This window comes from Pseudomonas sp. PICF6 (assembly GCF_009831705.1).
In the GTDB taxonomy this organism is placed as follows: domain Bacteria; phylum Pseudomonadota; class Gammaproteobacteria; order Pseudomonadales; family Pseudomonadaceae; genus Aquipseudomonas; species Aquipseudomonas rhizophila.
In genome coordinates, this window is record NZ_WUUD01000016.1 from 545,913 (window position 1) to 565,027 (window position 19,115).

Sequence of the window (19,115 nt, forward strand, 5' to 3'; positions counted from 1 at the left end):
GTCTGTAAAAGCAGGGTGCAGGGCGGGATTTTGTGGGAGCAGGCTTTGCTGCCACAAAATCCTTGATCACGGGCGCACGGTCGGCTGATATCCGGGCATTGCCTCAAACCTTGATCATCTCCCGCACCTTGGCCGTCAACAGGTCAAAAGTGAACGGTTTGGTGATCATCTGCATGCCCGGGTCCAGGAAGCCGCCGCGCACCGCTGCATGCTCAGCATAACCGGTGATGAACAGTACCCGCAGGTCCGGGCGGATCTGCCGGCCGATTTCCGCCAGTTGCCTGCCGTTCATGCCTGGCAGGCCCACGTCACTGATCAGCAGATCGATGCGCTGGCTTGACTGAAGGATCGGCACCGCGCCGTCAGCATCGGCTGCCTCGACGAAGGCATAACCCAGCTCGCTCAGTACGGCGCTGACCAGCACCCGCACCGCCGGGTCGTCCTCGACGATCAGCACGGTCTCACCGTCTTGTGCGTACGGGGCGTGTTGTGTATCGACCCGTGGTTCGTGAACCTCTTCACCGACGAAACGCGGCAGATAGAGGCTCAAGGTTGTGCCTTTGCCGACTTCACTGTCAATCGTCACGTGACCACGCGACTGCTTGCTGAACCCATAGATCATCGACAAGCCCAGCCCGGTGCCCTGGCCGATCGGCTTGGTGGTGAAAAACGGGTCGAACGCACGATTGATGACCGCTTCGGGCATTCCGCAACCGGAATCCTGCACACTCAGCACGACGTAATCGCCCGGCTCCAGGTTGGTATAAGCCTGGGTGAAGTCGGCATCCAGGTGTTGATTGAGCGTCTTGACCACCAGTTGCCCACCGTCGGGCATTGCGTCCCGAGCATTGAGTACCAGGTTGAGTAGGGCGCTTTCCAGTTGGTTTGGGTCGGCTTCGGCGATCCAGAGCTGGTCGTCCAGTTCCATGTCCAGCCGGATACTCTCGTTGAGGCTGCGCTGCAGCAGCTCGCCCATGGACAGCACCAGGGTGTTCATCTGCACCGCTTTTGAGTCCAGCGATTGGCGGCGGGAGAAGGCCAGCAAACGATGCGTCAGGCCGGCTGCGCGATTGGCCGATGTCACCCCCAGGTCGATCAGGCTGTCCAGATCCTCGGTGCGACCTCGGGCCAGGCGCCGGCGCAACAGTTCGAGGCTGCCGATGATCCCGGTGAGCATGTTGTTGAAGTCATGGGCGATCCCCCCCGTGAGTTGCCCGACCGCTTCCATTTTTTGCGACTGACGCAAGGCCTCTTCGTTGTGGCGCAGTTGGGCCGTGCGTTCTTCCACTTGTTGCTCAAGGGTCTCCAGGGTGGTTTGCAGGCGCAGCTCGCTGTTGCTCAGGTCGATCAGCCGGTCTCGGGCTTCATATTGCCTGCGCCGGCCCCGCAGGGCGGTGGTGACCACGCTGACCAGGGTTATCGGGTGAAAAGGGCGCTCGAGGAACGTTACGTTGCCCAACTGAGTGCCGATACGCGCCGCCGGGTTCTGTTCCGGCCCGCCGTGGTGGGTCAACAATACGATTGGCAAGTCTGACCAGGCCGGTTGCTCTTCGATATGCAACAACAGCGTTTCCAGCTCCGGCCCGACCAGGGCTTCGGAGGAAATCACCAACAGGCCGGCGCCGTGCTCCAGCTCTTCGCACAAGTGGCCCAAATGCTGGCAGATAAGGCCGCCGAAGCCGGCTTCGCGCAGGATCATCAGGGCGATCTGGCTGTCGCGCCCCAGCGGTGCGAGGATCAACGCCCGCTCCGACAGGGGCTCGACCAGCGTCACTGTTGATCATCCTTGAGCAACGGATTATCCGCTCCCATATAGTTCGGCACCCCACGCAATACCCCCTGGAATGCTTCCAGCGGCTCGCCGATGGTCATGCCCTCGCTGCTGATGCGGTATTCGCGAATAGTGGATTCATGGCTGCCGGTGCGTTTCTTGATGATGGAGATCGCTCGACGAACTTTGCCCAGCGCTTCGAAATAACGCAACAGAATCACCGTGTCGGCCAGGTAGGTAATGTCCACCGGGGCCTGCATATCGCCCACCAGACCGTGTTGCGCAACGGTCATGAAGGTCGCAGCGCCCCTGCGGTTCAGGTAGAGCAGCAGTTCATGTACGTGCAGCACCAAAGCGTTTTCTTCCGGCATGGCGGCCTGGTAGCCATTGATACTGTCGATCACGACCGTCTTGATGTTACCTTCATCGACGCAACGGCGTACCCGATGGGAGAACTCACCGGGAGACAGCTCAGCGGCGTCCACCTGCTCGATCACCAGGTTGCCGGTTCGTCTCAGCGCTTCCAGGTCGATACCGACGTTCCTCATGCGCTCGAACAGCAAGCCCAACTCTTCATCGAAGATGAACAGCGCGGCTTTTTCGCCACGCTGCACGGCAGCCGCAGCGAAAATCATCGAAATCAGCGACTTGCCGGTGCCGGCCGGACCCAGGATCAAAGTGCTGGAGCCTGTCTCGATGCCACCGCCCAGCAAGGCATCCACGCCATCGAGGCCGCTGGACAGTTGCTGGCGCAGGTATTGTCCACGGTGTTCGGCGGCCACCAGGCGTGGGAAGACATGAATGCCGTCGCCCATGATGGTGAAGTCGTGAAAGCCGCCACGGTATTTCTGCCCGCGATACTTGACCACCCGAATGCGTCGCCGCTCGGCGCCGTAATTGGGTGTCAGTTCTTCCAGGCGAATCACCCCATGGGCGACGCTGTGCACGGTCTTGTCCAGGGATTCGGTGGTCAGGTCATCAAGCAGCAGCACCGTGGCGTCGTAGCGCACAAAGTAATGCTTGATCGCCAGGATCTGCCGGCGATAGCGCAGTGAGCTTTGCGCCAGCAGGCGGATCTCCGACAGGCTGTCGAGCACCACCCGGGTCGGCTTGACCCGCTCGACCACCTCGAAAATCTGCCGGGTCGCTTCCCCCAGCTCCAGGTCCGAGGAGTACAGCAGGCTTTGCTGATGCTCGGCGTTGAGCAGGCTCTCAGGAGGGGTCAGCTCGAAGATATGCACGTTTTCGTCGATCGTCCAACCGTGGGACGCCGCGCCCTGGCGCAACTCACGCTCGGTTTCCGACAGGGTGATGTACAAGGAACGCTCGCCGGCCTGGGCACCGGCCAAGAGGAATTGCAACGCGACCGTGGTCTTGCCGGTCCCGGGTTCCCCTTCCAGCAGGAACACATGGCCGCGGGACAAGCCACCGGAAAGGATGTCATCCAGCCCTTCGATACCGGTGGCGGCTTTAGCGCTGATCAACTCGTTAGATGTAGACAAAAAAAGCCCTCTCATGACTAGGGAAGTGGGCAGCAGGCTGGAGTACGCCTGAAAATGAACTGCCTGAACACTTGACCTTTTGCCGTGATCACGGTTCCGCTTTCGTTGATAAAACGAGGTGTACTGCTCAATTTTCTGGCAGCGGGGAAACGCCTACAGGCCTTGCTGCAGCGCCGGATCATCGGGGTTGAGTTGCTCCAGTTGCGCCAACAGGATCTGCACATTCTGCAACTGCCCGGACTCCTTCCAGTAGTTGATCAGCAGCACCCGCGCCCTGCGATCAGCCGGGTAGCGCTGGACGATTTCCTGTAACTGTTTCTGCGCCGCTTCCAGTTCCTGTTCGGCATACAAGGTGGTTGCCAGGTCATAACGGTAATGTCGGTTTTCGGGCTCAAGCTCCACGGCTTTTGCCAAACCAAGCAGCGCGTACTCCGCCTGGCCATGGTGCAGCAGCCACAGACCCAATGCATGTTGCAGATAAGCCGACTCCGGCTGGTTTTTCAACTGTTGGGCAAGCAACTGACGTGCAGCGTCGGCCTGGCCCTGTTTGTCCAGCACGTCGATCTGCATGACCAGCGCTGGCAGGTTGTCCGGTTGCAGGCGCAGGACTTGTTCCAGCGCCAACTGAGCCTTTTTCAGTTCAGCGTTATGCAGATGCAGCCGGGCCAGCTGATAGTGGGACTCGGCGGTTGGTGGACCGTCTTCAAGCATCTGCTCCCACATACCGATGACAAGCTGCATAGGCCCGAAGTACAAACCAAGCTCATCCGGCGATAGGCCCAGCAACGCGTTCACTGCGGCGAAGCGGACGCTTGGGTCTTGATCTTCGAGCAACGGCCCCAGCAACAGGCTGCGTTGGCCGGTTGGCACCAGCCCGCTGATGCTGCCGATGGCCGCTCGACGCACATCCGGCGACTCGCTGTGCAGGTCCGCGTCCGCCAGTTTCAGGGCTTGGGGGCTTGGGTAGTTCGGTAGCTCGGCGTGCAGCCATACCCGGCGCTTGGGCGACAGGTCCGGGCGACCCAATTGCTGATAGAGCATCCGCGCCGCCCCTGGCTGCCCATTGCGTGCGTGCTCAAGGGCTTCACTGTAGCCACGCTTGATTGCCTCGGGAATTTGCGGCGTGGTGCTGCGTAGCCACATTGCGACTAGACCGATTACCAACAGGACGGACAGGCTGAGCAACAGATAGCGGCGAGGCGAGGGCATGCAGGTAGTCCATAACCAGGAAGCGTGAAATGCCGCAAGCTTCGGTCAGGTGCGGGCTTGAGTCAAACCTTGAAAGAATCTGCAGATAACCCGGTGGGAGCGAGCCTGCTCGCGATAGCGGTATATCAGTTGGCATTTGAGTTGACTGACCCAGCGCCATCGCGAGCAGGCTCGCTCCCACCGGGCGTTTGCAGCAGGCAAAAAAAGCCCCGCGTCCAACATGGGAGGCGGGGCGAAAATTTGGTTGGTTGCGGCCAACCAAAGGAGCTCGGTTGAATGAGGTCGGTCAGTTGCTGGCTACGGCTTCCGGTTGCCAGCCACCGCCTAGGGCCTTGTAGATCGCGACAATGCCGCGATACAGGTCCACTTCGGCCTGGGCCTGAGTGTCCTCGGCGGCCAGGCGCTCACGTTGGGCATCCAACAGGACGAGGAAATCCTCGGTGCCTTCGCGATAGCGGACTTCAGCCAGATCAGCGGCGGCTCGGCTCGATTCGCTCTGCCGGATCAGCGAAATCAGGCGTTGTTGGCGCTTGCCGTAGTCGCTGAAGGCATTTTCCGATTCCTCCAGGGCCAGCAGCACTTGCTGTTCGTAGGTCGCCAAGGCGCCGTCCGCCTCAGCGTCGGCACCGCGCAGACGCGCCCGCACACTGCCCAAATCGAAGGCAGCCCAGGTGATGCTTGGCCCCAGCGCCCAGGCATTGGCCGCCGATGAGCCGATCTGCGAACCGCGCCCGGCGGTAAAGCCCAGGAAACCGCTGAGGCTGACCCGTGGGAACAGATCGGCCTTGGCCACGCCAATGCGCGCGGTGGCGGCAGCGAGTTGGCGCTCGGCGCTGAGAATGTCCGGGCGACGTTGCAACAGTTCACCCGGATCGCCAATCGGCAGGGCCTTGGCGATGGCCGGAAGCTGTTTGGGACTCAGGTCCACACTCAGTTTGTCCGGGCGCTCACCCAGCAAGGTAGCGATGCGGTTGCGCTGGCGTACCTGTTCGGCCTGCAACTGCGGCACGCTGGCTTCGACCGAGGCCAGGCGCGCATCGGCACGGACCACGTCGAGCTGATCGCCGACGCCGGCATCACGCAGGCTTTCGGTTATCTTGCGCGACGCCTGCTGGTTCTCGAGGTTTGCCAGGGCGATTTTTTCCCGCAGTTGGGCGCCGCGCAGTTGACCGTAGGCGTCCACCAGTTCGGCGATCATTGTCACCTGCAACTGATAGAGATCGGCTTCGACCGCCTGCTGATCGGCATCGGTGGCTTCCAGGTTGCGCTGGATGCGTCCGAACAGATCCAGCTCCCAGGCCATGTCCAGGCCAAGGTCATAGCGTTCGGTGCTGACCCGGTCGGTGGTCTGCCCCGGAATCTGGCCTTTGCCCAGGTTGCTGCTGGCGCGGCTGGTGATGGTCGGCATGACGTCATTGCTGGCGTCGTCGCGTATCGCTCGGGCTGCTCGCAAACGGGCGAACGCCACGCGTAACTCGCGGTTGCCCTCCAGGGAACGGGTGACCAGTGCGTTGAGCGTCGGGTCTTCGAACTGCTGCCACCAGATCCCTTCGAAACGGGCACGGTCGAAATTCTTCTGGCCGGCGGCACCGTCGGTGGCGGTGGTGATGTTCGCCGCCTCCGTTTGCGGTGCCTTGTAGTCCGGGCCTACGGCGCAAGCACTCAAGGCCAGTACCAGCAGGCTCGGCACAAACACTTTCAAACTCATTGTTGCGCCTCCAGTTTCAACGCCCGGGCCGCTTTGCGGGCCTCGCTGCGCTCGACGAAGTTGCGGATCAGTACATAGAACACTGGCGTGAGCAGCAGACCGAAGAAGGTCACCCCGAGCATGCCCGAGAACACCGCGACACCCATGGCATGGCGCATTTCAGCACCTGCACCGCTGGAGAAGACCAACGGCACCACGCCCATGATGAACGCGAAGGAGGTCATCAGGATCGGCCGCAGACGCAGGCGGCAGGCCTCCAGCACCGCAGCCAGAGGGTTCATGCCCTCGAGCTGTTTATCCTTGGCGAACTCAACGATCAGAATGGCGTTCTTACAGGCAAGCCCCACCAGTACGATCAATCCGATCTGGGTAAAGATGTTGTTGTCGCCGCCGGAAAGAATTACCCCGGTAATGGCCGACAGCAGGGTCATCGGTACGATCAGGATCACCGCCAGCGGCAAGCTCCAGCTTTCGTACTGTGCCGCCAGCACCAGGAACGCCAGCAGCACACAGAGCGGGAACACGAACAGCGCGGTGTTGCCCGAGAGAATCTGCTGGTACGTCAGGTCGGTCCACTCGTAAGTCATGCCGTTGGGCAATTCGTCCTTGAGCAGTTTCTCGATGGCTTTTTCAGCCTGGCCGGAACTGTAGCCCGGGGCAGCGGCACCGTTGATTTCCGCAGTGATGAAGCCGTTGTAGTGCATTACGCGGTCAGGTCCCGAGGTGTCGCTGACCTTGATGAAGGTCGCCAGCGGGATCATCTCGCCACGGTTGTTGCGCACCTTGAGCTGGCCAATCTGGTCCGACTCCAGGCGGAACTGTTGCTCGGCCTGAACGTTGACCTGATAGGTGCGGCCAAAGCGGTTGAAGTCGTTGGCATACAGCGAGCCCAGGTAGATCTGCAGGGTGTCGAAGATGTCACTGACGGCCACGCCGTGGGTCTTGGCTTTTTCACGATCGATGGCGGCATCGACCTGCGGCACGTTCACCGTGTAGCTGGTGAACAGCCCGGCCAGTTCCGGCACGTTGTGGCTCTTGGTGATGATGTTCATGGTTTCTTTGTACAGCTCGTCGTAGCCCAGGTTGCCCCGGTCTTCGATTTGCAGACGGAAACCACCGATCGTGCCCAGGCCCTGTACCGGCGGCGGCGGGAAGATCGCCATGTAGGCTTCCTGGATTTCCGAGTACTGGCCGTTCAAGGCCCCGGCAATGGCCCCGGCAGACATGCTGGGGTCCTTGCGCTCGTCGAAGGGCTTGAGGGTGACGAACACGATGCCGGCGTTCGGACTATTGGTGAAGCCGTTGATCGACAGGCCAGGGAAGGCCACGGCGCTTTCGACGCCCGGCTGCTTGAGGGCCATGTCCGACATACGCTTGATCACGTCTTCGGTGCGATCCAGGCTCGCGGCATCCGGCAGTTGGGCAAAGGCCACCAGGTATTGCTTGTCCTGGCCGGGTACGAAACCGGTCGGGGTGTTGGAGAACCCGAAGAACGTCAGCACCATCAGGCCTGCGTACACCAGCAGGGCGATGCCGCTGCTGCGGATCACGCGGCCAACTGTGCCCACGTAGCTGTGACTGGCACGGTCGAAGAAGCGGTTGAACGGACGGAACAGCCAGCCACCGAATATCTTGTCCAGGAACCTGGAAAAACGGTCCTTGGGCGCGTCATGACTCTTGAGCAGCACTGCGGCCAGGGCTGGCGACAGGGTCAGGGAGTTGAATGCCGAGATCACCGTGGAAATGGCAATGGTCAAGGCGAACTGCTTATAGAACTGCCCAGTCAAGCCACTGATGAACGCCGCCGGTACGAATACCGCGCACAACACCAGTGCCGTGGCGATGATCGGCCCGGTCACTTCGCCCATGGCGCGTTTGGTGGCTTCCACCGGAGTCAGTCCCAAGCCGATGTTGCGTTCGACGTTCTCCACCACCACGATGGCGTCGTCCACCACGATACCGATCGCCAGTACCAGCCCGAACAGCGAGAGCGCGTTCAGCGAGAAGCCGAACAGATGCATCACGGCAAACGTACCGATCAGCGACACCGGCACGGCCACCAGCGGAATGATCGAGGCGCGCCAGGTCTGCAGGAACAGGATCACCACCAGTACCACGAGAATCAGCGCTTCGAAGAGGGTGTGAACCACCGCCTCGATGGAGCCGCGCACGAAGATCGTCGGGTCATAGACGATGCTGTAGTCCATTCCCGCCGGGAAGTTCTGCTTGAGTTCGTCCATCTTGGCGCGAACATCGTTGGAAATCTGGATGGCGTTGGAGCCGGGGCGCTGGAAGATCGGGATCGCCACCGCCGGCTGGTTGTCGAGCAATGAGCGCAGGGCGTATTGACTGGAGCCCAACTCCACTCGTGCGATGTCTTTGAGGCGGGTAATTTCACCGTCCTCGCCGGAACGGATAATGATGTTTTCGAACTCTTCCTCATTCACCAGGCGTCCCTGGGTGTTGATCGAGAGCTGGAATGCCTGGGCATTGGGTGCCGGAGGCGCGCCCAGGGCACCGGCGGCGACCTGACGGTTCTGTTCGCGGATGGCGGTGACCACGTCGGTGGCGGTCAGGTTACGCGAAGCAGTTTTGTTCGGGTCAAGCCAGACCCGCAGGGAATAGTCCCCCATGCCGAATAGCTGCACATCACCCACGCCGCCCAGACGCGCCAGCTCATCCTTGATGTTGAGCAGGGCATAGTTGGACAGGTAAAGCATGTCGTAGCGCTGGTCCGGCGAGGTCAAGTGCACAACCATGGTCAGGTCGGGCGATGCCTTGTCCACCGTGATGCCGATCCGGGTGACTTCTTCCGGCAACTTGGGTTCAGTCCGCGTGACGCGGTTCTGCACCTGCACCTGGGCGTTGTCCAGGTCGGTACCCAGCGCGAAGGTGATGGTCAGGGTGATCTTGCCATCGGCGGTGGATTGCGAGGACATGTACAGCATGTTCTCGACGCCGGTGATGGCTTGCTCCAGGGGCGCGGCTACGGTTTCGCCGATGACCTTGGGGTTGGCACCCGGGAAGTTGGCGCGCACGACCACAGTCGGCGGCACGACTTCCGGGTACTCGCTGATCGGCAACTGGAACAGTGAGATGGCGCCGGCGATCAGGATCAGCAGCGAAAGCACCGCTGCGAAGATCGGCCGCGAAATGAAGAACTGGGAAAATTTCATCTTGAGTTCAGTCCCTTAACCGCGTGGGGTCGCTGCGGCCAGTTTGCCTGCCGATCCGGAAGCAGCCTTGGCAGGCGCGACTTGGGGCAGGTTGCTGGCTTCGAGCGCTTTTCGTTGTTGTGCCAGGGCGGCAATGGTTTCTTCGCTGGCCATCGGCACGGTTTCAGGCGTGACTGGTGTACCGGGGCGAGCGCGTTGCAGGCCCTTGACGATGATGGTGTCGTCCTTGCTCAAGCCGTTGCGCACGATGCGCAGGCCTTCGATCTTCGGTCCCAGCTCGACAGCGCGGTAGGCCGGCTTATTGTCGGCGTCCATCACCAGCACGAATTTCTTGCCAAGGTCGGTGCCGACGGCTTCGTCGTTGATCAGCACGGCCGAGTAAGTGCCGCTGCCCACCAGTTTCAGCCGGGCATACAGCCCAGGGGTGTAGGCGCCATCCTTGTTGTCGAACACCGCGCGACCACGAATGGTACCGGTCTGTGGATTGACCTGGTTGTCGATGAAATTCATATGGCCCAGGTGCGGATTACCTTCCTCGTTGGACAGGCCCATGTAGACCGGAGTGGCCTGACCGCGCTGACCTTCGCGGGCGAGGCGGGTGTACTTGAGGAAGACGCGCTCGTCGGCATCGAAGTAGGCGTAGACCTTGTCGGTGGACACCACGCTGGTGAGCGGCGTGACATCGGCGGTCACCAGGTTGCCGGCGGTGATGTCCGCCCGGCTGACGCGACCGCTGATAGGCGAAGTGACCCGGGTGAAGCTCAGGTTCAGTTTGGCCAGGTCCAGTTGTGCCTGGATCGCCGCAGCGGCAGCGCGGGCTTCCTGGGCAGCACTGGTACGCGAATCTGCCAGCTCGGCGGAAATGGCATTGCTCAAGCGCAGGCGCTCGCCACGCTTGGCTTCGTTCTCGCTACGGGTAGCCGTCGCTCGGGCCTGGGACAACTGGGCTTCGAGGCGACGCACTTCAGCCTGGAAGGGACGCGGATCGATCTGGAACAACAGGTCGCCTTTCTTGACCAGAGCGCCTTCGGTGAACGCTACGCTATCGATCTGTCCTGAAACGCGGGGTCGGATCTCAACGGTTTCAGGTGCCTCGAGGCGCCCGGTGAATTCGTCCCACTCGTTGACCGGCTGCTCCAGCACCTTGGCCACACTGACTTTGGCCGCCGGCATGGAAGCCGCCGTATCTGGGGTCTTGCCGCATGCACTCATCACCAGCACCGCCATCAGTGCCAGGGGAAAGCGCAATTTTGAAAGTGAATATTCCATGGATAGCATCCGCCAAGAGTATTGAGATGGGCGGATGATGCGTGGGGAGGCGGTGAGGCACGAATCGAATGAAGCAAAGGTAACTATCATTCGGAATGATATAAGACATCGCCCAGCGCTCTAGCTGAGGGCTTTCGTTAGGCGGCTATCAATTGCGTTGATGTCCCTTCAGGTTGCCAGATGCACCGAATTACCTGCGTGAAGAACGCTACTGCGGCAGATAGCGGTCATGAATGCGCTGGATTTCGCCGCTGGCGCGAAGGCTTTCAACGGCCGCCCGCAGCTTCTTGACCATTTTCGGGGAGCACCGTTTGGAGCAGGCCAGATAGAGATCGGCACTGCTATTGACCGGGCTCATGAGCAGTTCGCGCTTGGACACCTTGGGCCAGATATACCGACTCTCAGGGACGCCGTTGAACCAAGCGTCGATACGTCCCATCAAGAGCATCTGGGCGGGGTTGTCGCCAATGACCAGCGGGTAGATCTGGTCGTCGCTGAACCCTTCGGTGCGCAGGATCTCCTGCTGCGCACTTCCCAGGCCGACGCCGATCTTGCGGTAGGTTTGCCGGGCTTCGGCGAAACTGCTCACTTGCCGGTCGAGGGTGAAGAAGGCGCGTTCCATGGGCATGACCGACGCGATCCAGGTAAAGCGATCCTCGCGTTCCGGCGTGCGCGACAGGGGCGCGATCAGGTGATTGCGCTGTTCGCTGACGTGCTTCTGTGAGCGGGCCCAAGGAAGGATATGGAACTGCACGGTATACCCGGCCTTGGTCATGGCCGCTACAGCAACATCGCCGACAATTCCGTGCCCCTTGGGGTCATCGACAAACGTCAGCGGCGGCGCGTCCAGAATGTGCAGTTCAATCGTCAAAGGTGCGGCGTAGGCGCTACAGACAATCAGCGTCGGCAGCACCAGGCATAGGCGCGAGAGTGCTTTGGTACGGCCTTCCAATACGCGTTTGATCCGGCTCATGATCGATACTTCAGGCATTGAAAGTGATGCGCCATTCCAAACCCACGGCGCCAGAAACATCATCCTGCGATGTTCACCACGGCTTTTTTATTATTGCCTATCAACGCTGTCGGCCTGACTGCGTGTATCTGAAGGTATAGATCATTCGGTCGACAAAAGCTTTTTTACTCTGAACCGGTCCTGGCTTGTTCGGCAATCAGTTGAGCCAAAGTCCGCACCGGTTCGGTGAGGCTTTGTCCCGACCGATGCACCAGTCCGATATCCCGATGGAAGGTGTGCTGACCAAGGTCCAGGGCTCTGACACCCGCAGGCCAGTCATGGGCCGATGTTTGCGGGACCAATGCCACTCCCACACCGTTTTCAACCAGCTTGATGATGGCCTCCAGTTCATCCAGTTCACACACCTCGCGCACGGTGAAATGCATTTGCCGCAGGAAACGATCCACCTGCCGGCCACCGAATGAAGCACGGTCATATCGAATGAATGGAAGGCTGGAAAGGAGTGTCGCCCAATCTTCCCCCGGCACTTCGCGGGCAACGATCAATCGATACGGCTCAAGTGTCAGGGTCGTCCAGCGCAGGTCGCTCTGAAGCGAGAAGGGCGGACGGATGATGGCCGCCATGTCGATTTCGCCAGCGTCCACCAGATTGACCAGCTCCATCGACAGCCCCGGCAGCACCCGAGTACGGCACTGAGGGCATTGCTGATGGAACCTGGCCAAAGCGTCCGGCAAATAGGAACGCTGAACGGACGCAATGGCGCCGATGTTCACCAGGACATTGGTCGCAAGTTCGGCGGTGCCACAGCCCAGGTTGTCGTAGAGGCGCAGCAACTCTTGTGCCTGCAAGAGCACTTGGTGCCCCTTGCGGTTGAGGTGCGCCGAGCGTCCTTTCCTGTCGAATATTTCGAAGCCAAGCTGCGCCTCCAGACGCTGGATTTGCGCGCTCACGGCGGCCTGTGTGAGGCCGATCCTGTTCCCGGCCGCAGCGAAAGTGCCTTCCCGTGCGATGGCGAGGAGCGTCTTGAGTTCTTTAATCATTCACAAATATTAATTGTGTTTCTAAGCAATATATATTGATTTTTCCGCCTGTAGCGCCGCTCTACGATGGCCTCACCCAAAAAGCACAAAAAAGGAGTCCTGATGAACCTCTCTCCCTTCCACTTGGCAATCCCGGTTTACGACCTCGCTGGCGCACGCACCTTTTATGGTGAAGTGTTTGGACTGCAAGAGGGGCGCTCCAGCGCCCACTGGGTCGATTTCAACTTTTACGGCCACCAGTTGGTGATCCATGAGCAGCCAAAAACCGCGGCTCAGGAAAGCGTTCACAGCAACCCGGTGGACGGCCATGACGTACCTGTTCCTCATTTCGGCATTATTTTGGGCTGGGAGGAATGGGAAGCACTGGCCGAACGCTTGAAATCCTTCGGTACCCAGTTTGTGATTGAACCCTACATTCGCTTCAAGGGGCAGGTGGGTGAGCAGGCGACGATGTTCCTGTTCGACCCTTGCGGGAACGCGCTTGAATTCAAGGCGTTCAAGGATATGAGCCAGTTGTTCGCAAAGTAGTCCAGCCAGAGGTGGGCAGGCGCAGAGGTGGGGCGACAAAGATGTAAGAACAGGCGATGGCGATCCTTTGAGGGTACCCTTCAGAACCGCACACACATGCCGATACAGCGCGCGTAGATCCTGATTGCGCAAGCGCTTCAGAGGGGGTCGCCCCCAATACTCAAGGCGTATGTGCGCCTGTACCCACTAGGTTTTCGCAGGTCTGCCCATCAGCGGGCCTCAGGTAAGAATCATGTCAGCCCACCCCAGGACCGAGCTGGAAGGTGCCCTTGCCCTATGCAAAGGCAGTTTTCTTTGCGTCGGTTTTTTCAGTTTTTTCGTCAATTTGCTGATGCTGGTTCCATCGTTCTACATGTTGCAGGTGTATGACCGTGCAGTAGGAAGCGCCAGCCAGTCGACTTTATTGATGCTCACGCTGATCATGTTGCTGTTGATGATCACGATGGGCGGCCTGGAGTGGGTTCGTTCGCGGATTATGGTACGAATCAGTACTCGCCTGGACACGCTGCTGGGCCAGCGTCTGTTCGACGCCAGTTTCAAGCGGGCACTCAACACCAACGGCATGAATGCCACCGCCCAGCCGTTGAGCGACCTGAACGCCTTGCGCCAGTTTCTGACCGGTAACGGCTTGTTTGCCTTTTTCGATGCTCCGTGGATTCCGATCTACCTGGCGGTGATGTTCATTTTTCATCCCTGGTACGGGTGGATGGGGGTCGTGAGTGCGGTGATGCTAGGGGCGTTGGCTTTCATCAACGAGAAGCTCACTCATGCACCGTTGCAGGCGGCCAACCGCGAGCAGATCGCGGCTACCACCTTCACTAACAAGAGCCTGCGCAATGCCGAAGTGGTCGAATCCATGGGCATGCTTGCAAGTCTGCGTCAGCACTGGAACGGGCAAATCCATAAGGTCCTGACCTTGCAAAGCCTGGCCAGCGACCGCGCCGCGACCATGATGGCGATGTCCAGGACGTTCCGCCAGATTGTTCAGTCGCTGATGTTGGGCCTGGGCGCCTACTTGACGATCAATCATGAGATTTCGCCCGGGCTGATGATTGCCGGCTCCATTTTACTGGGGCGCGCCCTGGCGCCTATCGATCAGTTGATCGGCGTCTGGAAAGGCTTTCTTGGCGCACGCTCGCAATATGCCCGATTACACGAGTTGCTGGTCAAGATCGCCGCCGAGCCTGAGCGCATGTCGTTGCCCGCACCTGAAGGGGCGATTCGCGTCGAGGGGCTTTCAGTGGGGTCCCCGGACAATCGCAAGCCGATTATTCGCGGCGTGGACTTCCAGGTGGCCGCTGGTGAAGTGGTGGGGATCATTGGTCCCAGCGGCGCAGGAAAGTCGACCCTGGCCAGGGCGTTGCTGGGGATCTGGCCAAACCTGGCCGGAACCGTGCGCCTGGACGGTGCAGACATCAGCCAATGGCGCCGGGACGAACTGGGCCAGTACATCGGCTATTTGCCCCAGGACATAGAACTGTTCGAGGGCAGCATCAGCCAGAATATCTCACGCTTCGGCCCGGTGAATGCGCCTGCAGTGGTCGCCGCCGCGCGCATGGCCGGTGTACATGACCTGGTGCTGCAACTGCCCGATGGCTACGACACCTTGATTGGCGCCAATGGCGGTGGACTCTCTGGCGGCCAGCGGCAACGCATCGGGCTGGCCCGCGCCTTGTACGGCGAGCCGCGTCTGGTGGTACTTGACGAGCCGAACTCCAATCTGGATGACGCTGGAGAAAAAATGCTCGCCGAAGCGCTGCAGAAACTGCGGCAGAATCGGGCCACGGTGTTTGTCATTACCCATCGTTCCGGGGTGTTGGCGCAGGTGGACAAACTGCTGGTTCTCAATCACGGCGAGCTGAGTCTGTTCGGGCCGCGCGACAAGGTCCTGGCACGGCTACAGGGCGCGACGCCGACGGCCCACCAGGCTGCCGCGGTTGAATCGTAGGGACGGATGAACAACGTTATGCAAGACACTAAGCACTCATCCGTCGATATGTCCGGGCTGCCAATCGATGACAAACCAGTACGGCGCATCGGCTACTTGATGCTGCTGGTCACCTTTGGCCTGTTTGGCGGCTGGGCTACCCTGGCTCCGCTCGACAGTGCTGCGCTCGCGCCGGGTGTGGTAACCGTCAAGAGCTATCGCAAGACCGTACAACATCTTGAGGGCGGCATTGTGCGCGAACTGCGCGTGCATGACGGTGACCTGGTGAAAGCCGGCGATGTGTTGTTGGTACTCGACAACACCCAGGCGCGTTCGGAAATGGAAGCCATGCGTAGCCAGTTGATCGCCGCGCTCGAACTCCAGGCCCGATTGGTGGCTGAACGTGATGCGCTGCCCGAGCCACCGCTCGTGCCTACGCTGGATCCCAATGATCCCCGAGTGCGCGAGGCTCGCGACAGTGAAGGGCGGATCTTCCAGACCCGACGGACCTCGTTGCTGGGCGAAATCGGCTTGCTGGAGAAGTCCATCGGACAAATCGAAGAACAGATCCGCGGATTCAAGGCCGTCATCGCCAGCAAACAGATGCTCGCCGTTTCCTATGAAGAAGAGATTGTCGACTTGCGTGCATTGCTCGCCGAAGGCTACGTGGACAAGCAGCGTCTGCGCGAGCAAGAGCGAAGTCTTTCTCGGCTGCAGGCCGAAATTGCTGAAAGCCGCTCCGAAAGCGCGCGAGCGCGGGTTCATATCGACGAGGCGCGGTTGAAGATACTGCAACTGAAAAAGACTTTTGCCACCGAGGTCGCAGGTCTGCTGGGCGATGCGCAGACCAAGGTCTATGAATTGCGCGAGCGGCTGGCCACCCTGCAGGACCGCGACCAACGCACCGATATCCTCGCGCCCGAGTCGGGAATGGTCATGGGTATGACCGTACACACGCTGGGCGCAGTGGTCAGTCCAGGCACTGCGCTGTTGGACATCGTCCCGGCCAACGAAGAACTGATTGTTGAAGCACAGCTGTCACCGATGGACATCGACCGTGTCGCACTGGGCAAACTGGCGGACATTCGCTTCAGTGCGTTCAAGAGCAGCACCACGCCAGTCATCGAAGGGCAACTGGTGCAGATATCAGCTGATCGCCTGATCAACAAGGACACCGGTGCCGCTTATTACCTGGCACGCGTGGCCCTGACCGACAAGGGGCGTCAGGCCCTGGGCGATCTCACTCTGGTACCGGGAATGCCGGTCGAAGTGCTGATTAATACGGGCGCGCGGACGCTGTTGCAGTATTTGATGCAGCCGGCCAGCAATGCGTTTGCCCGTTCGTTGATCGAGGATTGACATGAAGCTTCTGATCGCGATGAGTCTGGCCCTCGTGCCACTTGGCGCTCTCGCTGACGACAGCTCGGCGCTCCCTTACACAGATCTGTTGCAACTGCATCAGGAAGCCCAAGTGGCTGACCCGCGTATTTTACGGGCACAAGCGATGGTCCGTAGTGGTGAGGGCAGCGAGCGGGCGGCCTTTGGTCAACTGCTGCCACAGCTCAATGCCAGCGGCAGTGTTAACCGCAGTCGGCGCGACGACGATTTGAATCGTATCCAATACAACGGCAAACGCCTGGCGATGATGCTCAATCAGGTTATTTACGATCCGCAGGTCTGGCGCAGCTACCAAAAGTACATAGAGCTGGCCCGCCAGAGCGAGTACGAGTCCGATGACACTCAAGTGCAGGCCAGCATTGATTTGTCCGAGCGCTACTTCGCGGTTCTCGCGGCGGAGGACGAATTGGCCCTGGTACGCAGCGAGCTGGACGCGACCGAGCGCAACCTCAAACGGACCCACGCGCTGTATGCACGCAAAATGGCGATGGTGACTGATGTACTTGACCTTGAGGCGCGTGTGGATGCGCTCAGGGCGGATGAGATCGAAGCCAGCAATGAGGTCGAGGTGAGTCGTCAAGCCATGTCCGAACTGGTGGGGCGTGATATCCGTGAGCCGCTCAAACGCATGGCTGGCAATCCAGCCTTCAGTTTACCTGCGCAAGCGCAGGACCATTGGGTGCAGACGGCACTGGACAGTAACCCGGCACTGCTTGCCCGCGAGCACAGTATCCGCGCCGCCGAGGCCGCTATCGGTGAAGCCAGGGCGGGACATCTGCCACGGTTGGGGCTGAACTTGACCGCGCAACGCAGTGATATCGGCTATGAAGGCGCGTTGGCGCCTCGTTCGGACAATCTCGTCGCCTCTCTGGACTTGCAGGTGCCGCTCTATAGCGGCGGCTCCACCCGTGCCCGAGTATCAAGCTCCGAAAACGATAAGGAAGTCGCCGAGCAAGAGCTGGAAGCCTTGCGGCGTCAGGTCATCACGCAAACCCGAACGGCCTATCTTGGCGTGACAACCGGGCTCAGCCGAATCAAGGCAACACAACGCGCCTTGGAATCCGCCGAAAAATCACGGATAGGCACCGAGAAGGCCTTCGGATACGGCGTCAAGAATGCCGTCGATGTGCTGGACAGTATCAAGGAAGAGTTTCGCGCACGGCGCGACTTCAATCAGTCCCAATACAAGTTCGTGACCAGTTTGCTGGTGCTGCATCGCTGGAGCGGCAGATTGGGGGAGGAGGATATCCGCAGGGTCAACGAATGGCTCGTTGCACCGTCATCTCACTGAAGACAAAAATAGTGGCAAGATGATGTTAAATCCACTCATTCTAATGCAAAATATCCCTCTGTAATGGCCGCACCCAGGAAAGGCCACAGACTGCCCAAGGAAGCTTCACATGCCCCATCCCGTTGGTTACTCGTTTGTTTCGTCCGCAAAGCTGACCGGCAATGCGCAGGTCAATAGCTTGCTTTATGGCACCTATTGGATGGGCAACTCGTGGAGCACCGGCACGTTTACCACGCCCCTGACGTATAGCTTCGTCACGGCGGACTCACGTTTCGCCATCAATTACAGCAGTGATAGTGAATATGAGTCCATCTATCTCCTGACGTCAGCGCAGCAAAACGCCATCGTCAGCGCGCTCGGCACCTGGAGTTCGGTCGCCAACCTCAAATTCACACGGGTCAGCGAGTCCTCCACCAACGTCGGTGATCTGCGCTTCGGCGGCTATCTGGATATGGACGAAGACACCGCTGCCTGGGGCTATTTTCCCGCTCACACACCCAGTGCCGGTGATGTCTGGATCGGGCCAGTGACGAACGACCCGACTCCGGTCAAAGGTACGTACGACTATCTGACTTTTATGCATGAGATCGGCCATGCTCTGGGCCTCAAGCACCCGTTCTCGCAAAGCCTGTCAAACCCCACGGTACTGGCGCCTCAGTTCGATGATGTCCGCTATACCATCATGAGTTACGACAGTGCTTATTCCTATGAGCCAACCACGCCCATGCTGCTGGACATTGCCGCCATCCAGAGTCTCTATGGGGCCAACACTCAGTGGCAGACCGGCAACAACACATACAGTTGGGCGGCAGACCAATCGGTTTTCGAAACGATTTGGGACGCAGGCGGCAATGACACTATCGATGCCACCAATCAGCTCGCAGCGGTGCGCATCAATCTGAATGAAGGCCAGTTCAGCAAAATAGGGCAAGCGTTCATCGACCTAGACACCCAGGCGGCGTTCAACGACGGGCTGGCGATCGCCTATGGCGCAAAAATTGAAAACGCAGTCGGCTCGGCCAATGACGACACGCTCATTGGTAACGCACTAAACAACCTGCTGAATGGCCGTGCCGGCAAGGACTTGATGATCGGCGGGGCGGGTAACGATACTTACGTCGTCGACAACAGCGGTGACGTGGTTCAGGAAAGCAGTGCCCTCAATAGCGGAATCGACAGCGTTGTTTCATCAATCAACTACATTCTTGGCAGCAACCTTGAGAACCTGACACTGAGCGGCACCGGCAACCTCGACGGTACCGGCAACGCGCTGAACAACCGCATCACCGGTAACGCTGGCGCCAACACCCTTTCAGGAGGGGC

13 protein-coding genes are annotated in these 19,115 nt (G+C 59.8%); 5 read left to right on the forward strand and 8 right to left on the reverse strand.

The window, feature by feature from the left end; all coding sequences use genetic code 11:
* Positions 1–103: 103 nt before the first annotated feature.
* The 8 genes from GSM73_RS10230 to GSM73_RS10265 all read right to left on the reverse strand — a co-directional run bounded on the left by GSM73_RS10230 (position 104) and on the right by GSM73_RS10265 (position 12,648).
* Positions 104–1,774 (reverse strand): response regulator, encoded by a 1,671-nt coding sequence (locus tag GSM73_RS10230; protein WP_160892394.1) that lies wholly within the window; start codon positions 1,772–1,774, stop codon positions 104–106.
* The gene (locus tag GSM73_RS10235; RefSeq protein ID WP_160892396.1) at positions 1,771–3,273 is read right to left on the reverse strand and encodes an ATPase domain-containing protein; all 1,503 of its coding nucleotides are present in this window, start codon (positions 3,271–3,273) and stop codon (positions 1,771–1,773) included. The genes GSM73_RS10230 and GSM73_RS10235 overlap by 4 nt, the downstream gene beginning before the upstream one ends.
* Before the next feature lie 153 nt (positions 3,274–3,426).
* The gene (locus tag GSM73_RS10240; protein WP_076384605.1) at positions 3,427–4,482 is read right to left on the reverse strand and encodes a HEAT repeat domain-containing protein; all 1,056 of its coding nucleotides are present in this window, start codon (positions 4,480–4,482) and stop codon (positions 3,427–3,429) included.
* A 286-nt stretch (positions 4,483–4,768) separates the two neighbouring features.
* A complete protein-coding gene (locus GSM73_RS10245) occupies positions 4,769–6,190 on the reverse strand; it encodes an efflux transporter outer membrane subunit (RefSeq protein WP_047229098.1) in 1,422 nt (473 codons plus the stop codon).
* The gene (locus GSM73_RS10250; protein ID WP_047229097.1) at positions 6,187–9,366 is read right to left on the reverse strand and encodes an efflux RND transporter permease subunit; all 3,180 of its coding nucleotides are present in this window, start codon (positions 9,364–9,366) and stop codon (positions 6,187–6,189) included. The genes GSM73_RS10245 and GSM73_RS10250 overlap by 4 nt, the downstream gene beginning before the upstream one ends.
* A 15-nt stretch (positions 9,367–9,381) precedes the next feature.
* Positions 9,382–10,635: a multidrug efflux RND transporter periplasmic adaptor subunit MexE gene (gene mexE / locus GSM73_RS10255; RefSeq protein ID WP_047229096.1), complete on the reverse strand. Its 1,254-nt coding sequence runs from the start codon at positions 10,633–10,635 to the stop codon at positions 9,382–9,384.
* Positions 10,636–10,843: 208 nt separating this feature from the next.
* The gene (locus tag GSM73_RS10260; protein WP_160892398.1) at positions 10,844–11,608 is read right to left on the reverse strand and encodes an ABC transporter substrate-binding protein; all 765 of its coding nucleotides are present in this window, start codon (positions 11,606–11,608) and stop codon (positions 10,844–10,846) included.
* A gap of 164 nt (positions 11,609–11,772) precedes the next feature.
* On the reverse strand, positions 11,773–12,648 hold the full coding sequence (locus tag GSM73_RS10265; RefSeq protein WP_160892400.1) for a LysR family transcriptional regulator: 876 nt from the start codon (positions 12,646–12,648) through the stop codon (positions 11,773–11,775).
* A gap of 102 nt (positions 12,649–12,750) precedes the next feature.
* Here GSM73_RS10265 and GSM73_RS10270 point away from each other — a divergent pair, with 102 nt between their 5' ends.
* The 5 genes from GSM73_RS10270 to GSM73_RS10290 all read left to right on the forward strand — a co-directional run.
* Positions 12,751–13,176: a VOC family protein gene (locus GSM73_RS10270; protein WP_076384613.1), complete on the forward strand. Its 426-nt coding sequence runs from the start codon at positions 12,751–12,753 to the stop codon at positions 13,174–13,176.
* Positions 13,177–13,408: 232 nt separating this feature from the next.
* Positions 13,409–15,124: a type I secretion system permease/ATPase gene (locus GSM73_RS10275; protein WP_047229093.1), complete on the forward strand. Its 1,716-nt coding sequence runs from the start codon at positions 13,409–13,411 to the stop codon at positions 15,122–15,124.
* 18 nt (positions 15,125–15,142) lie between these two features.
* The gene (locus tag GSM73_RS10280; protein ID WP_076384617.1) at positions 15,143–16,462 is read left to right on the forward strand and encodes an HlyD family type I secretion periplasmic adaptor subunit; all 1,320 of its coding nucleotides are present in this window, start codon (positions 15,143–15,145) and stop codon (positions 16,460–16,462) included.
* A gap of 1 nt (position 16,463) precedes the next feature.
* Positions 16,464–17,792 (forward strand): TolC family outer membrane protein, encoded by a 1,329-nt coding sequence (locus GSM73_RS10285; protein WP_047229091.1) that lies wholly within the window; start codon positions 16,464–16,466, stop codon positions 17,790–17,792.
* Positions 17,793–17,901: 109 nt separating this feature from the next.
* A partial coding sequence (locus tag GSM73_RS10290; RefSeq protein ID WP_256676809.1) for a M10 family metallopeptidase occupies positions 17,902–19,115 on the forward strand: 1,214 nt, incomplete at its 3' end.

Bases quoted from the DNA above. Each gene is read 5' to 3' on its own strand.
- GSM73_RS10240 (WP_076384605.1), bottom strand. From the start codon at position 4,482: ATGCCCTCGCCTCGCCGCTATCTGTTGCTCAGCCTGTCCGTCCTGTTG.
- GSM73_RS10245 (WP_047229098.1), bottom strand. From the start codon at position 6,190: ATGAGTTTGAAAGTGTTTGTGCCGAGCCTGCTGGTACTGGCCTTGAGT.
- GSM73_RS10250 (WP_047229097.1), bottom strand. From the start codon at position 9,366: ATGAAATTTTCCCAGTTCTTCATTTCGCGGCCGATCTTCGCAGCGGTG.
- mexE (WP_047229096.1), bottom strand. From the start codon at position 10,635: ATGGAATATTCACTTTCAAAATTGCGCTTTCCCCTGGCACTGATGGCG.
- GSM73_RS10260 (WP_160892398.1), bottom strand. From the start codon at position 11,608: ATGAGCCGGATCAAACGCGTATTGGAAGGCCGTACCAAAGCACTCTCG.
- GSM73_RS10265 (WP_160892400.1), bottom strand. From the start codon at position 12,648: ATGATTAAAGAACTCAAGACGCTCCTCGCCATCGCACGGGAAGGCACT.
- GSM73_RS10270 (WP_076384613.1), top strand. From the start codon at position 12,751: ATGAACCTCTCTCCCTTCCACTTGGCAATCCCGGTTTACGACCTCGCT.
- GSM73_RS10275 (WP_047229093.1), top strand. From the start codon at position 13,409: ATGTCAGCCCACCCCAGGACCGAGCTGGAAGGTGCCCTTGCCCTATGC.
- GSM73_RS10280 (WP_076384617.1), top strand. From the start codon at position 15,143: ATGCAAGACACTAAGCACTCATCCGTCGATATGTCCGGGCTGCCAATC.
- GSM73_RS10285 (WP_047229091.1), top strand. From the start codon at position 16,464: ATGAAGCTTCTGATCGCGATGAGTCTGGCCCTCGTGCCACTTGGCGCT.